The 13,328-nt window shown below is 41.3% G+C and carries 16 protein-coding genes and 1 riboswitch; of the genes, 7 read left to right on the top strand and 9 right to left on the bottom strand.

Annotated elements, in window-relative coordinates; translation table 11 throughout:
* The first annotated feature begins 32 nt into the window (after positions 1-32).
* Entirely contained in the window at positions 33-179 is a 147-nt protein-coding gene (locus tag MKY17_RS05590; protein ID WP_179891129.1) for a hypothetical protein, read from the top strand.
* Between the two features lie 100 nt (positions 180-279).
* Here MKY17_RS05590 and MKY17_RS05585 read toward each other — a convergent pair whose 3' ends face one another.
* Positions 280-1,209 carry a manganese-dependent inorganic pyrophosphatase gene (locus MKY17_RS05585; RefSeq protein WP_098372566.1) on the bottom strand — a complete coding sequence of 310 codons (930 nt, stop codon included), beginning with the start codon at positions 1,207-1,209 and terminating at the stop codon, positions 280-282.
* A 293-nt stretch (positions 1,210-1,502) separates the two neighbouring features.
* A riboswitch (cobalamin riboswitch) is annotated at positions 1,503-1,684 on the top strand.
* A 137-nt stretch (positions 1,685-1,821) separates the two neighbouring features.
* Here MKY17_RS05585 and MKY17_RS05580 point away from each other — a divergent pair.
* From MKY17_RS05580 to MKY17_RS05565, 4 genes are all read left to right on the top strand, one after another.
* Positions 1,822-4,119 carry a ribonucleoside-diphosphate reductase subunit alpha gene (locus MKY17_RS05580; protein WP_098372567.1) on the top strand — a complete coding sequence of 766 codons (2,298 nt, stop codon included), beginning with the start codon at positions 1,822-1,824 and terminating at the stop codon, positions 4,117-4,119.
* A gap of 45 nt (positions 4,120-4,164) precedes the next feature.
* Complete coding sequence (locus MKY17_RS05575) at positions 4,165-5,217, top strand: ribonucleotide-diphosphate reductase subunit beta (RefSeq protein ID WP_098372568.1); 1,053 nt, start codon at positions 4,165-4,167, stop codon at positions 5,215-5,217.
* Positions 5,189-5,626, top strand: a complete 438-nt coding sequence (locus MKY17_RS05570) for a flavodoxin domain-containing protein (protein ID WP_098372569.1) — start codon at positions 5,189-5,191, stop codon at positions 5,624-5,626. The genes MKY17_RS05575 and MKY17_RS05570 overlap by 29 nt, the downstream gene beginning before the upstream one ends.
* 122 nt (positions 5,627-5,748) lie before the next feature.
* On the top strand, positions 5,749-5,916 hold the full coding sequence (locus MKY17_RS05565) for a hypothetical protein (RefSeq protein ID WP_179891130.1): 168 nt from the start codon (positions 5,749-5,751) through the stop codon (positions 5,914-5,916).
* Between the two features lie 41 nt (positions 5,917-5,957).
* On the opposite strand, the gene MKY17_RS05560 is transcribed toward MKY17_RS05565, so the two are convergent.
* Positions 5,958-6,155, bottom strand: a complete 198-nt coding sequence (locus tag MKY17_RS05560) for a cold-shock protein (protein WP_028393295.1) — start codon at positions 6,153-6,155, stop codon at positions 5,958-5,960.
* 198 nt (positions 6,156-6,353) lie between these two features.
* The gene (locus MKY17_RS05555; protein ID WP_098372570.1) at positions 6,354-6,845 is read right to left on the bottom strand and encodes a hypothetical protein; all 492 of its coding nucleotides are present in this window, start codon (positions 6,843-6,845) and stop codon (positions 6,354-6,356) included.
* Positions 6,846-6,955: 110 nt separating this feature from the next.
* Between MKY17_RS05555 and MKY17_RS05550 the strand changes: the two genes are divergently transcribed.
* Positions 6,956-7,090, top strand: a complete 135-nt coding sequence (locus MKY17_RS05550) for a hypothetical protein (RefSeq protein ID WP_286177161.1) — start codon at positions 6,956-6,958, stop codon at positions 7,088-7,090.
* A gap of 301 nt (positions 7,091-7,391) precedes the next feature.
* Here the strand turns inward: MKY17_RS05550 and modB are convergent, their stop codons facing one another.
* Positions 7,392-8,045, bottom strand: a complete 654-nt coding sequence (gene modB / locus MKY17_RS05545; RefSeq protein WP_098372571.1) for a molybdate ABC transporter permease subunit — start codon at positions 8,043-8,045, stop codon at positions 7,392-7,394.
* A 247-nt stretch (positions 8,046-8,292) separates the two neighbouring features.
* On the opposite strand from modB, the gene spx reads away from it, so the two are divergent.
* The gene (gene spx, locus MKY17_RS05540; RefSeq protein ID WP_034314875.1) at positions 8,293-8,688 is read left to right on the top strand and encodes a transcriptional regulator Spx; all 396 of its coding nucleotides are present in this window, start codon (positions 8,293-8,295) and stop codon (positions 8,686-8,688) included.
* Between the two features lie 54 nt (positions 8,689-8,742).
* Here the strand turns inward: spx and MKY17_RS05535 are convergent, their stop codons facing one another.
* The 5 genes from MKY17_RS05535 to MKY17_RS05515 all read right to left on the bottom strand — a co-directional run bounded on the left by MKY17_RS05535 (position 8,743) and on the right by MKY17_RS05515 (position 13,235).
* Entirely contained in the window at positions 8,743-10,173 is a 1,431-nt protein-coding gene (locus MKY17_RS05535) for a HAMP domain-containing sensor histidine kinase (protein ID WP_260399655.1), read from the bottom strand.
* Positions 10,163-10,852, bottom strand: coding sequence for a response regulator transcription factor (locus MKY17_RS05530; RefSeq protein WP_053534009.1), 690 nt, complete (start codon positions 10,850-10,852; stop codon positions 10,163-10,165). The genes MKY17_RS05535 and MKY17_RS05530 overlap by 11 nt, the downstream gene beginning before the upstream one ends.
* Positions 10,853-11,126: 274 nt before the next feature.
* On the bottom strand, positions 11,127-12,050 hold the full coding sequence (locus MKY17_RS05525; protein ID WP_098372573.1) for a cation diffusion facilitator family transporter: 924 nt from the start codon (positions 12,048-12,050) through the stop codon (positions 11,127-11,129).
* Between the two features lie 208 nt (positions 12,051-12,258).
* On the bottom strand, positions 12,259-12,393 hold the full coding sequence (locus MKY17_RS05520) for a hypothetical protein (RefSeq protein ID WP_260398019.1): 135 nt from the start codon (positions 12,391-12,393) through the stop codon (positions 12,259-12,261).
* 98 nt (positions 12,394-12,491) lie between these two features.
* The gene (locus MKY17_RS05515; RefSeq protein WP_098372574.1) at positions 12,492-13,235 is read right to left on the bottom strand and encodes a metallophosphoesterase family protein; all 744 of its coding nucleotides are present in this window, start codon (positions 13,233-13,235) and stop codon (positions 12,492-12,494) included.
* Positions 13,236-13,328: the final 93 nt, after the last annotated feature.

Genomic DNA, 13,328 nt, shown 5'->3' with positions numbered 1-13,328 from the left:
TGAATGATTTCCTTTTGAAAGGAGCGAAAAGCATGACACCCGAGCAGGATTATACGGCAGCAAATCTGTCACCGGATTTATTGAATGAACTGAAAAGCTTTGAAAGCAGACTTGGCGAGGAAGCCAACAAAGAACTGATTGTCATTGCCTATGAAAAAGAAAAGGAAGCTTTGAATTAAGAAAAAAGACTCAAAACACCCTTAATGGTGGTTGAGTCTTTTTTTTTGCATGTACAGAAAAAGGATGCCCATGTTTTTAATGAGCATCCCTTCTACTGTATTATTTGCTGAATACGTCCGTTAAGACTGGCACGATTTGTTTTTTACGCGATACAACGCCTTCTAAGACGGCGATGTTATTGTTTAATGAAACGTCGTATGCTTTTTCCACTGCATAAGCTGCTTTACCAAGAGCCAAGGCAACAGAATCATTAGTCAAGATATCCGTTACGACAAATAGGAATAAGTCCAATTCCTTCTCAGCGATGACCGCTTCAATCGCCGCTTCCAATTCTGCTTGCTTAGCAAGGACTTCGTTCGGATCTACAGCATTGACCTGTGCTATCTCCACTTTAGCCATTCCCATGGAGAATTCCTTTGCATCAAGAGTGATAAGCTGGGCAATCGTTTTGTCGCTCAAGTCAGCTCCAGCTTTCAACATTTCTAAGCCGTATGTTTCAGCGTCGACTCCCGCAATGGCAGCCAGTTCCATTGCTGCTGCAACGTCTTGCTCCGTGCATGTAGGAGATTTGAACAATAACGAATCGGAAATGATGGCAGACAACATAAGACCTGCGATTGCTTTAGGGACTTCAATGCCGTTTTCTTTATAAATTTTATTTAAAATGGTTGCCGTACATCCAACTGGTTCCGCACGGTAATATAGTGGATCGCTTGTTTCAAAGTTAGCGATACGGTGATGGTCGATAACTTCCAACACACGGACTTGGTCAATATCTTCAGCACTTTGCTGGCGTTCGTTATGATCGACCAGGATTACGCCTTCAGCTTCCCCTGCAACTTTTTCCACAAGGCGGGGAGCTTCGAATTTGAATTGGTCCAATGCATATTGAGTTTCACCATTTACTTCACCCAGACGAACTGGTTCAGCGTTGATACCTAACTGCTTTTTCAGGTCTGCATAAGCGATTGCTGAACAGATTGTGTCTGTATCCGGGTTTTTATGTCCAAAAACTAATACTTTTTCCAAGATTTTATCCCCTTTTTCTTAAATATTTTTCCGCGAATCCCCTCATTGCAATAAGGGAGAGCCACCTTTACTAGACAATTTATTTTAACACAAAATCGCGTAAAATCAGCGCTTGAATTACCCATTCCCCAATAAAATCTTTCATTCCTTCACACTCTGCCATCACTTTGTCAATAGATAAGGATTGGTTTTTTTCAAATATATTAGTTGAATTATCATCGTATATGGCTTACGATAATATAAGCAGAAATACTAGATATTGATTATACAAACATTAACAATAACTATATATAGAATTTTTTATAATCCAAGGTGCCAGTGATGGCTGAAAAGGGAATCCGGTGTAAACCCGGAACTGTCCCCGCAACTGTAAATGTGACGAAATGAGATACCCACTGTATAGCTCTCTATACGGGAAGGACTCAAAGTAGGGTGATCATGAGTCAGGAGACCTGCCTTGAATTTTTCACGTTTCTTATTCTTCGGGGATTGAGATGATGAAACGATAGTTTAACGGCTATTTTTTCATGGCTCTTTTATTCTATCGTTTGATCCGCTCAATTCATTGGGCGGTTTTTTTATTTTAGCGGAAGTTAACAAGGAGGATCATTAATGACTCAAACATATAACTCTACCATAAGTGAAAATGACACAGAAACGAAATCCATCCAGCTCGAGATGTTGTCAAAGGAATTCGAAGGCCATCTCGATATGGAGAAGTTCAAAAAGCGTTTTACAAAATGGCTAGATCGCAAAAGTGACTCAACCGAAGAACAGGCATCAAGAAAACTGATTCAGCTCGCTCTTGAAAGTGTGGATATCGATGCTCCGGATTGGACGTTCGTTGCTGCAGCAGAACTGTTGAATACAATGTATAGGGATGCACAAGCCAATCGAGGTTATGAAGGCATGAGTTATGGCCCATTCTATGAGCTGATCACGGAACTCTCCCAGCTTTCAGAAGGTCAGCGTTATCCCATTTATAAACCAGAACTGCTATCTTCATATACGAAAGCGGAAATTGAGGAATTGGGTTCGGTGATCGACCCGGAAAAAGATAAATTATTCTCTTACATAGGCATCTACTTATTGAACGACCGCTATCTAGCCCGCCCACAAAAGGATAAGGTCTACGAACTGCCACAAGAACGTTTCATGATCATCGCGATGGAAATCATGCGATTGGAAAAAACGGAGCACCGCCTGCAACTTATAAAAGAAGCATACTGGGCCATGTCCAATCTTTATATGACCGTTGCGACTCCTACACTCTCCAATGCAGGTAAAACACATGGACAGTTAAGCTCTTGCTTTATCGACGCAATTGAAGATTCCATTGACGGAATCTACCTATCAAACTACGATGCGGCAAAAGTATCTAAATTTGGCGGCGGTGTCGGTCTTTACGTCGGTAAGGTTCGCTCGCTTGGTTCTGATATCCGGGGCTTCTCTGGAAACAGTTCCGGCACGACTCCCTGGATTCGACTATTCAACCAGACAGCGGTAAGTGTCGATCAATTGGGTCAACGTAAAGGTGCCATCGCGATTTACTTGGATGTCTGGCATAAAGATATCATGAGCTTCCTCGATTTGAAGACACAAAACGGGGATGACAGATTAAAAGCCCATGATATTTTTACAGGTGTATGTATACCCGATTTATTCATGGAAGCTGTACGCGACAGAAAAGAATGGTATCTTTTCGATCCGCATACCGTTAAGCAAACCCTTGGATTTTCACTTGAAGATCTTTATGACGAGAAGAAAGGCGAAGGAAGCTTCAGGAATCATTATGCACTTGCTGTCGAGGCCGCAGAAAATGGCAGGCTTCCAAACTATAGCTTTGAAAAAATCAATGCGATGGACATCATGAAAAGCATCATGATTTCTCAATTAGAAGAAGGCGTACCGTATATGTTCTACCGTGATGAAGTGAATCGGAAGAATCCCAATAAACATAAAGGTATGATTTATTGTTCTAACCTTTGCACGGAGATTGCCCAAAACCTAAGCCCTTCGACGATCACGGATGAATATGAAACGGAAGATGGAGATGTTGTTGTGGTTCGTAAAAGCGGCGATTTCGTTGTCTGCAACCTTTCATCCATTAACTTGCCCCGGGCAGTGGGCAGCGATGTTTTGGAAAGATTGATTCCCATTCAGATCCGCATGCTGGATAATGTCATTGATGTGAATAATCTTCCTGTCAAACAGGCATCCATCTCGAACAAACGTTACCGGGCAATTGGTTTAGGAACGTTTGGATGGCATCATTTACTTGCCACGCAGAATATTTATTGGGAATCCGATGAGGCTGTTCACTATGCAGATGCTTTATACGAAAGGATCGCATACTTAACAATCAAGGCATCCAACGAATTGGCCAAGGAAAAAGGATCATACCCATATTTTGAAGGATCTGATTGGCATACAGGGGACTATTTCGAACTGCGTGACTATACAGATCAAAAATGGATGGATTTAAAAGCAGACGTGCAGGAACACGGGACCCGTAATGGCTATTTAATGGCCATTGCCCCGAATTCTTCGACAGCTAAAATCGGTAATTCCACGGATGGAATCGATCCTTTGTATGAAATTGAATTTTACGAAGAAAAGAAAAACTTCAAATTCAAGGTGACCGCGCCAGGCTTGACGCCAAATACGTATGAATATTATAAAAAGACGCGATTTAATTTGGACCAACTGGAAAGCATCAGGCAAAATGCAGCGCGCCAACGCCATATTGACCAAGCAATCAGCTTTAATCTGTATGTACACAATACAATCAAAGCGAAGGTCCTATTGGATATCCATTTAACGGCATGGGAAAGCGGATTGAAATCAACGTATTATGTTCGTTCGACTTCTTCCGAATATGACAATGCCTGCGAAAGCTGTTCAAGTTAACGACAATCATAACCCAGTAATCTATTCTTAAAGGAGTTTTCACGAATGACCAATCATATCAAAAAGATTCGGATGCTCGAACCTACGCATCCAACCAAGGCAACCGGTGTTTTCAAAGGAGAAGCTTCAGGCTTCCTCCTTTGGAACGATATTCAGTATGAAAAATTCTATGATACCTATACACAGCTCATCAATAACTTTTGGAAGCCTTCGAGCGTGAACATGATTCAGGATAAAAAGCAGTGGGGCGAATTGGACGAAGATATCCAGGACGCTTTTCTCGATATCCTTACGATGATTGCTGGAATGGACAGTCTTCAAACGCCCACTTTAGTAGAAATCCTCCGGTACATTAAAGATCCGGCGGCAAAAGCTATCCTGGCCAACATGGCACAGCAGGAATCGATCCATAATGAATCTTATTCCTATATCCTTGCTTCCTTGATTCCTGTAGGCAAGCAAAAACAGCTTTTCGACCGCATTAAAGAACATCCTGAAGTGATTAAGCGTAACCAACCGATCGTTGATGCTTATCAAACGTTCGTGGACGATCCCAGCCCTCAGCATTTATTCGAGGCACTGATCCATTCAACGAACCTTGAAGGGATATATTTCTATCTGGCTTTCGCCTTTTATTATAATTTAGGACGACAAAATTTAATGACTGGTTCCGCTACGATGATATCCTATATTCATCGCGATGAAATGGTCCATTTCGATTTCATTGGAATGCTCGTTCAAATCTTGATGTATGAATATCCTGAGTTAAATAATGAAGAAAACACGAAGTTCATCTATAAAACGATTGAAAAAGCAGTCGAACTCGAAAAAGAATGGTCTGAATATATGCTCGAAGATATCCAAACCAAAGCCGATCTCGATTTGGAAGAATTCAATGAGTACATCGAATATATCGCCAACAAACGGTTACGTATGCTAGGCCTTGAAAATTTGTATAAAGAGTATGGCGAGAATCCGATGCCATGGATCAAAACGTTCGATGATGAATCCATCGGACTTACCAAAACCGATTTCTTCGAACAGAAGTCAAGGACATACAGTCAAGTAAATGCCAGCAATGGGTTCGATGAGCTGTAAAGTTGCCATTGTCTATCATTCTGCCGGCGGCAATACAAAAGCGCTTGCTGAAGCCCTTGCTTCCCTTTTACCTGAAGCTGGACTATATCGAATGAATGAATTCGACATACGCACATTGCCGGATTACGATGCATTGATCGTCGGCACCTATACCTGGGGCAATGGGGAGCTTCCTGCTAAATCAGCAGCCTTTTATAAAGAATTGGAACAGTTGCCTATTGCTCATCTGAAAACGGGAGTCTTCGGCACTGGTGAAACCAACTATCATCATTTTTGTGGGGCGGTCGATCATTTCCGGGACATGTTATTTGCCAAGAGCCAGTTATTGGTGACATTGAAGATAGAACAGATGTATCAAGAATCGGACTTGCCCAGACTTCAAAAGTTCGCCTCGCTTTTCCAGGACTGACTGAAGGGGATATGCGTTTTCGCATATCCCCTTTCAGTGTTTTTTTAAAAAACTTGGCTCCCTCTATCGTAGCAGCGGTAAGCATGAAGTATAATGGAAGAAAAAAAAGGAGATAATATCCAATGACTGAAGATATAACCCAGTTCCTGCCTATCCTTTTTATGCTTGTGCTTGTCGCATTCATTATATTCATCGTGTTTTTCCTGGCAGGACATTTTAATCGTTCTAAACGGATCGAAGAAAAATTGGACAAAGCATTAAAGGAAATGGCCGAGAAAAAGGAAAAATAAAAAGACTCCAAAATCGGAGTCTTTTTTTTATATGCGTTCAATTATTTTTGAACGTTAGCTGCTTGTGGTCCACGAGCGCCTTGCTCGATTTCGAAAGAAACTTCTTGGCCTTCTTCAAGCGTTTTGAAGCCTTCGCCTTGGATAGCTGAGAAATGTACGAATACATCGTCTTGGCCTTCAACTTCGATGAAACCGAAACCTTTTTCTGCGTTAAACCATTTTACTTTACCTTGTACCATGATAGTTCCTCCTGTGTTTGGAAAAATCCATTTTATTACTATTTTTGGTTCTGGATAATGTTTCAAGAGGAATCCTATTACAGTAAATCCTTCTATCAAACTTATTCCGAACAAAAATAATTACTTATATTATATCATGGGAATTCCTAAAAAAACAAGATTATCACAGTAAATCAACCGACAAATTATCCTAAAATTCTACATATTCCTCTTCTTTCTTTGTCGGAAGCCTTCGTCCAATAAGTAGCGCTCCGCCTCTACTGGACTCTCGAAACACTCCTCAAGGTTCGAGCCTGAATACACATTCCATAGCAGGTCTTCCCTTTCAAGTGTAAGCTCTTGCTTTTCAGGGCCAATCCATGTCCCTTCCAACCTAGCGAACTCGTTTTCCTCTTCTTCGAATTCAACCGGAGGTTCAGATAGGTAATCGACGCTTTTTTGGATCAATTCTTTTAATTCCGCTTCATTATAGTCACGAATATTGATAAAACCTTTACGGTCAGTGTCTTTTTTTCTCATATGCCCTGCGTAAACGAATCCATTTCCATTGGGATGCAAGTGCTGAACGACGATCTTTTTCTCCTGGACACTATCTGGATAATGAAAGTTCACCCGTCCCAATGAAACATCTTTTCGCTGTAATTCCGGAAAAGTTTCAATGATGCTCAATTTTTCTTCAAATGTTAACAAATTTCTTCCTCATTTCATTAGTTCATATTGTTTGTCGATTATAACACAGACTGATTAGAAACAATAATCTCCCTCTTCCATTATAATGTAATGAAAGGGAGTGATAAGATTTGATCATGAAAATTCGGGATTTGGACTCCGATTATGGCCAGCAGCTTTTTAAACTTCAGAAAGAGGCCTATAAGGTGGAAGCGGATATGATCGGTTTTGCCCATATTCCTCCTCTATTGGAAACATATGAATAATTCATTCCTTGTCATGAAAAGTTTTTATGCTACTTAAAGGGTGATGTCTTAGCGGGTGCAGTATCTTTTCAAAAGAAAATGGTCAAATGCTGATTTGCAGAATGGTCGTCCACCCTGATTATTTTCGGCAGGGTATCGCGGATGCACTGTTGCATGCTCTTCAATTACAAGGCGACTGGGAAAAGATATCCGTTTCTGAACCTGCCTGCACGGAACCTTTACGAAAAAAGCGGCTTCACACATAAAGAAGACATAGAAGCCTCACCTCACTTTTTTCATAAGCATATTCGAGAAAAAGCTTTCATTTTATGTAGGTCACGATAAAAAGCATAAGAAATGAAATGACAATGATTACGGCAACCCATAGCCAGGCAAATGTCATATTCCCCGAGTCCATGGCGATATATATCGCAGTCGGTATGGTTTGTGTCTGTCCGGGAATGTTTCCGGCAAACATGAGTGTCGCTCCGAATTCCCCCAACGCACGAGCAGAACTCAAGATGGCACCTGTGACGATGGATTTCACCGCCAATGGAAGGGATACATTCAGGAACAATCTCCACTCGCCGGCCCCGTCAACTCTTGCTGCATTTTCGATTTCTTCATCTATACCTTCAAAGCCAGTTTTAGCGGATTGGTACATAAGCGGAAACGCTACTACGGTAGATGCAACTACCGCTGCCCACCACGTGAACATCAGGGGCTGATCAAAAACCCTTTCAATGAATTGTCCCGGCACTCCACTCTTGCCAAAAATCACAATCAATAAAAACCCAACGACGGAAGGCGGCAAAACAAGCGGCAATAAAAACGCTGTTTCCAACAGGACCCTTCCCTTGAACTGCTTTTTAGCCATCATTCGCGCCATGATAATTCCTAAAATGAAAACAAGGATACCCGATAGTCCCGCTACTTGTATCGATAGCCTGACTGGTGACCAAAAATCCCCTGTCATGATACTATCCGCACATCACTGTTAAATATCGGCCTATGCAGGTCCTTGTTCGGCATCATTACCCAAACGGCTTTTTTTTCATTAAAGGCAGATTTCATTTCATTTTCTCCCTTTCTTTTTAAAATAACATTTAAGTTTATTTTTCTTGACATCTTGCTGACACAAAGAAACGTTAAAGTAAGAGTATCACAAATATAAAAATAATTTCATTCCAATAAACTTGAAAACTTTGAAGGAGTCGATTTTAATGGTAACAATTTATACTACTCCAAGCAGTCTAGCCTGTCGTAAAGCAAAAGCTTGGCTAAAGAAGAACGAAATTTCCTTTAATGAACGCAACCTATATTCCCAACCTCTTTCTATAGAAGAAATAAAAGAGATTTTACGTAAAACGGAAGGCGGGACAGATGAAATCATCTCAACCCGTTCCAAAAAATTCAAAAGCCTGAATATCGATATAAATAATACACCACTTAATGATCTATGCAAGCTTATCCAAGATAACCCGGATTTACTTCGCCGGCCAATCATTTTCGACCATAAGAACTTGCATGCAGGATATAATGAAGAAGAAATGGGACGTTTCCTTCCAAGGAAGGTCCGTCATGTACAATTATGGCGTGCAATCAGCCAATTGGCTTAATAGTTAGCGTCACGCATAATAAAAGGGTTGTCCATTACATCGGACAACCCTTTTTTATACCTGATCCGCTTTCTCTATGACAATCGTGAAGGTGGTGCCTTGTTCATCGCTATCCTTAAGCACTAGATCACCCTTTTGCGCTTTTGCGAGCATCTTACTGAATGGCAGTCCCAAACCTAAACCACGTACCTTCAACTTTTTGTTTTCACCTCGATAAAATGGTTCGAACACAAATTGTTGTTCATGTTTTGGGATCCCCCGGCCACTGTCTAGTACATCAAGGCAGATTCGTTCTTCATCCTTTTCATAAAGGTGAATCGCTATTTTCCCTTTGCCATCAAGTGCATGTCTGGCATTATTCAAAAGGTTAATGACGATTTGCTGCATCCGCAATGAATCAATTTGACCAAAGACCGGTTCATCAGGAACTTTTATCTCAAGAGCGAACGCTTGATCATCATCCTGGGTCACCTGCCAGCGATAGGCGATTTCCTTGATGAATATATTGATATTCTCTTTTTGCAGCCGAATTTTAAAAGCACCTGCCGATATGGCATTATAATTGAGTAAATCCTCTATCATACCTTGTAAACGTTGAGTTTCCTTTAAGGAAATATCGAGGAATTCCTTACTTTGCTCTCCCTTGACGACATCATCCTTAACCGCTTGTATCAGTCCGCTAATGGAAGTGACTGGCGTTTTCAAATCATGGGTTACGCCTGCAAGCAATTCCGCCCGCAACTTCTCCATGACCTTCAATCGATTGGTCATTTCCTTAAATGATTCTATCAGTTCATAAATTTCTTCTTCCTTGATTTCCTCTTCCTCTTTGAAATGGATATCATAGTTGCCTTCACGAACCTGGACAGCGGCGTTAGCTACGTCTTGGATGGGACGTGAAATCTGCCTGGAAAGAAAATAAATGACCCCCGTTCCCAGAATCAGTAGGCCTCCAATCATGATCGCCAACAAGCCATGATCTTGGTTGATTTCCTTCAATGCCCCTTCTTCCTGTGCAATGACCACCCAGCCTCTCGTCTCATCATTAAACGTAATGGGGGATTTGACGACATATACTTTGTTGTCGGAAATCTTGACCTTCTGGATTAACTCCGTATTTTTCATGATGACGTCCGGGAGTTTATTTTCATCCGGATCTATATACAATTGTGGCATCGTATATATGATGGTGGCATCGGGATCGACGATATAGATGATTGGCTGTTGGTTCAGATGAAGGATTTTCTCCCTTTCCTCTACAATTTCCGAAAGGATCGGGCCAACGACAATCTGACCATTTTCCTTAATCGCCCGATCGGATGTTTCATCAGCTAAGTACTTAAGAAGGCTAAGCCTATATTCCAAAGCCGTTTTTTCCATCCACCATAAGGAAAAAACAGACAATAAGATCAAACCGGAAATCAAGGTCAATACGTATCTCTTAGTCCAATAGCGTTGTAAAGTGGTTCTTTTTTTAGTTTTCATAGACACTCAATTGATACCCCAATCCACGCAATGTTTTTATTTCCCCCTCAGTTACAGGCCATGCATCTATCGCCTTCCTGATCCGTTTGATCGCCAGGTCCACCGCCCGGTCACTGCCGTCATAATCCATGCCCCACACTTGGTCGAGCAGCTGTTCTCTCGTGAAAATTTGATTAGGGTGCTTAGCGAAAAAAACGAGCAGCGACAGATCACGCGGCGTCAAGTTTATCTCTTCCCCATTCAAATGCACCATATAAGACAGATCATCGATGGTTAAACTCCCAAACTCATGTACATGACCATCTTCCGTAACAACCGATGAGGATCTTCTTAAAACGGCATGCACCCGGGCCACGACTTCTTCGGCAACGAAGGGTTTGGAGATGTAATCATCCGCACCTGACTTAAATCCCGATAATCTGTAATCGACATCTGTCAGTGCAGTCAGCATGATAACCGGACATGTATCGTCCTCCCGAATTTCCTTCAATATATCCCAGCCTTCCTTACCCGGCAGCATGACATCAAGCAGGACAAGGTCTGGCTTCGTTTCTTCAAACACTGGAATGGCCTTTAGCCCATCGTAAACTTGGACTACATCAAAACCTTCCCGCTCCAAATATGCTTTCAATACCATCGATATGGCGATTTCATCTTCTACTACAAGAATTTTCTTCATTTATGGATTCCTCCTTCCTGAATTATAGTGGAATCATTTTGTATATGCTAACCATTAAAACTCCAAGCATTTTCCCTCAATCTTACCCTTTTTATGTGTCAGGATTATGTTCGCAGTAAAATTAACCGATGTTTTCACTTAGCTAATTATGTGCAAGTGATCTCGATTCATTTTAACAGGAATGCTGCTAAATGGTCGTAAAAATCATTCAGGAAAAACTATGATTTTCTTATTAAACTTTTAAGAGGCTGGCTCTATACTGAGCCAGCCCTTTTCAATTACAAGTCTCGTGTGGATTGGGACAGCCCGCTTCCTGTCTTTCCACTTGGATCGTGCTATGTTCGATCCCAAACCGATCGTGAAGTAGTTTTTGCGCTTCTGCCAATACTGAATCGTGATTACCGCTCTCATCTATGACAACATGGCAGCTCATTGTCAAAAAACCAGAGGTGATCGTCCAGATATGGAGATCATGGACATCGGATACTCCGACCAATCCCATCAAGGATGCTTTCACTTCATCCATATCGACTTGGTCTGGTGTGCCCTCCATCAAGATATGAAAGGAATCCCTCACTACCCTAAAACCGCTGATAATAATTAAAATTGCGACTATGACGCTCGCAATCGGATCTGCAATTCCCCAATCGAAAAAATAAATTAAGAGGGCGGCCGCAATGGCACCCACAGATCCAAGCATATCACCAATAACATGTAAAAAAGCACTCCGTACATTCAGATTGTCTTCCTTATCTCCGCTCATTAAAATCCAGGCCGCAATGATATTAACAAGTAAGCCGATGATTGAAATCATCAGCATTCCCAAGCTTTGCACCTCAGGGGGATCCAGGAACCTCTTAATTGCCTCTACAAAAATGAATACGGATATTACGATCAAGGTCAATCCATTCAAACAAGCAGCAATGATTTCAAACCGTTTATATCCAAACGATTTGGAAGATGTCGCTTTTCTCTCCCCCAACCTTATCGCTGTATAACTAAGTCCTAAAGCTGCCGCATCGCTAAGCATGTGACCTGCATCCGACAGTAAAGCCAAACTATTTGTCAAGAAACCACCAATGACCTCGACTATCATAAAAGTGGAGATTAATAAGAAAGATGCCAACAATGCTTTTTTATTATTAGAATGGTGGTGTCCGTGCCCATGATCATGGGAGTGACCATGATGATGTCCCATGCCATCCCTCCTCTCGGATTTGAAACTTATATATAGTATGGGATAAATCCAGAATGGTTTCAAATGATTCATTTCCAGGATTCACTGGAAGAAAAAGGGTGATGGAAACAAGCAGGACGAGACGTTGTTCGAAAAAACAAAATTCTGCCTTCAACCATTACAAAGTAAAAATAAACGCTACAGACCTTTCCTGCAGCGTTTTTCCCGTTTATCTATCCTCTTGCATCGTATCATCGACAATGGCGTACAGATCCTTATTAAACAATTCATCATTACAGACAAGACTATGCCGTTCCATCTCTTCCTGCTCTTGACTTACCTGTTCCAGTTCCTTTTCCTTCATAACGTACCTCCAGCATCATGATGTTTGCCTATTATCGTATCCACAGGCATGTACCTTTATGCTCAACATTTTCCCAAACTTCCTCATTTATAAACGTATTAGGCCTGCTGCCCGCCATGGAAGGCACGTATAATGAATTCATGCTCTGGAACTTGTAAACTTTGATACGATAACAGGAACGATGTATTATCATAGGCGACTTTTTCAAGCTTTACCTGTATACCGGTATTTTCAATCGTAACAATGGCATAAGGAGCAATTGGTTCACTATTGCAGCCAAGAGAACCAGGGTTCAGGAATATCGTTCGGTCATTTTTAAAGAGGTGGATAGGATGATGATGTCCAAACCCTATTAAATCGTGATGCTGATCTTTGAAAAGCATTTCTAAGTTATTTAAATGCGGTTCAACTATTTTACTAAATGGATTTTGGCTTATGTGCTCATCCAATTTCTTCGATTCCATGTGATAATGGGTGAAGTAAACGGAGTGATCATTAATGATATGATGTATGGTTCGAGGCAATTTTCCCAATTCATTTATGAATTTCCGCTGCATCCTTTCAGCTATCCATTCATGATGCTCCTTTACATGAATATGACCGTCCGGATGCGGCTCCCCGTTAATGATGGCCAGAACAGCTTCATCATGATTTCCAGTTATCATCGATAAATCATTTCTTGAAAATAAAAGTTCAAGGACTTCATTTGTATCAGGGCCAATCCCGACCATATCTCCCAAACAATAGAGACGATCTATATCTTCCCTTTGATCAATATCCCTAAGAACGGCTTTTAACGCTGAAGCATTTCCATGCACATCCGTTATAATGGCAACTTTCATGACTTAGTTCAGCTCCCTTCCCCCCACAATCCACATGGTATATTATAACATTTAAAACGAAATCAAAAAAATATTCGGGCTTATTTCCCCTTA

This window comes from Peribacillus sp. FSL P2-0133, from assembly GCF_037975445.1.
Lineage (GTDB): Bacteria > Bacillota > Bacilli > Bacillales > DSM-1321 > Peribacillus > Peribacillus simplex_E.
The sequence above is the reverse complement of the archived record's forward strand: the minus strand, read 5'-3'. Positions and strand labels throughout refer to the sequence as shown.

Bases quoted from the DNA above. Each gene is read 5' to 3' on its own strand.
- MKY17_RS05535 (WP_260399655.1), bottom strand. From the start codon at position 10,173: ATGAAAACTAAAAAAAGAACCACTTTACAACGCTATTGGACTAAGAGA.
- MKY17_RS05530 (WP_053534009.1), bottom strand. From the start codon at position 10,852: ATGAAGAAAATTCTTGTAGTAGAAGATGAAATCGCCATATCGATGGTA.
- MKY17_RS05525 (WP_098372573.1), bottom strand. From the start codon at position 12,050: ATGGGACATCATCATGGTCACTCCCATGATCATGGGCACGGACACCAC.
- MKY17_RS05575 (WP_098372568.1), top strand. From the start codon at position 4,165: ATGACCAATCATATCAAAAAGATTCGGATGCTCGAACCTACGCATCCA.
- MKY17_RS05580 (WP_098372567.1), top strand. From the start codon at position 1,822: ATGACTCAAACATATAACTCTACCATAAGTGAAAATGACACAGAAACG.
- MKY17_RS05570 (WP_098372569.1), top strand. From the start codon at position 5,189: ATGCCAGCAATGGGTTCGATGAGCTGTAAAGTTGCCATTGTCTATCAT.
- modB (WP_098372571.1), bottom strand. From the start codon at position 8,045: ATGACAGGGGATTTTTGGTCACCAGTCAGGCTATCGATACAAGTAGCG.
- MKY17_RS05560 (WP_028393295.1), bottom strand. From the start codon at position 6,155: ATGGTACAAGGTAAAGTAAAATGGTTTAACGCAGAAAAAGGTTTCGGT.
- MKY17_RS05590 (WP_179891129.1), top strand. From the start codon at position 33: ATGACACCCGAGCAGGATTATACGGCAGCAAATCTGTCACCGGATTTA.
- MKY17_RS05515 (WP_098372574.1), bottom strand. From the start codon at position 13,235: ATGAAAGTTGCCATTATAACGGATGTGCATGGAAATGCTTCAGCGTTA.
- MKY17_RS05520 (WP_260398019.1), bottom strand. From the start codon at position 12,393: ATGAAGGAAAAGGAACTGGAACAGGTAAGTCAAGAGCAGGAAGAGATG.
- spx (WP_034314875.1), top strand. From the start codon at position 8,293: ATGGTAACAATTTATACTACTCCAAGCAGTCTAGCCTGTCGTAAAGCA.
- MKY17_RS05565 (WP_179891130.1), top strand. From the start codon at position 5,749: ATGACTGAAGATATAACCCAGTTCCTGCCTATCCTTTTTATGCTTGTG.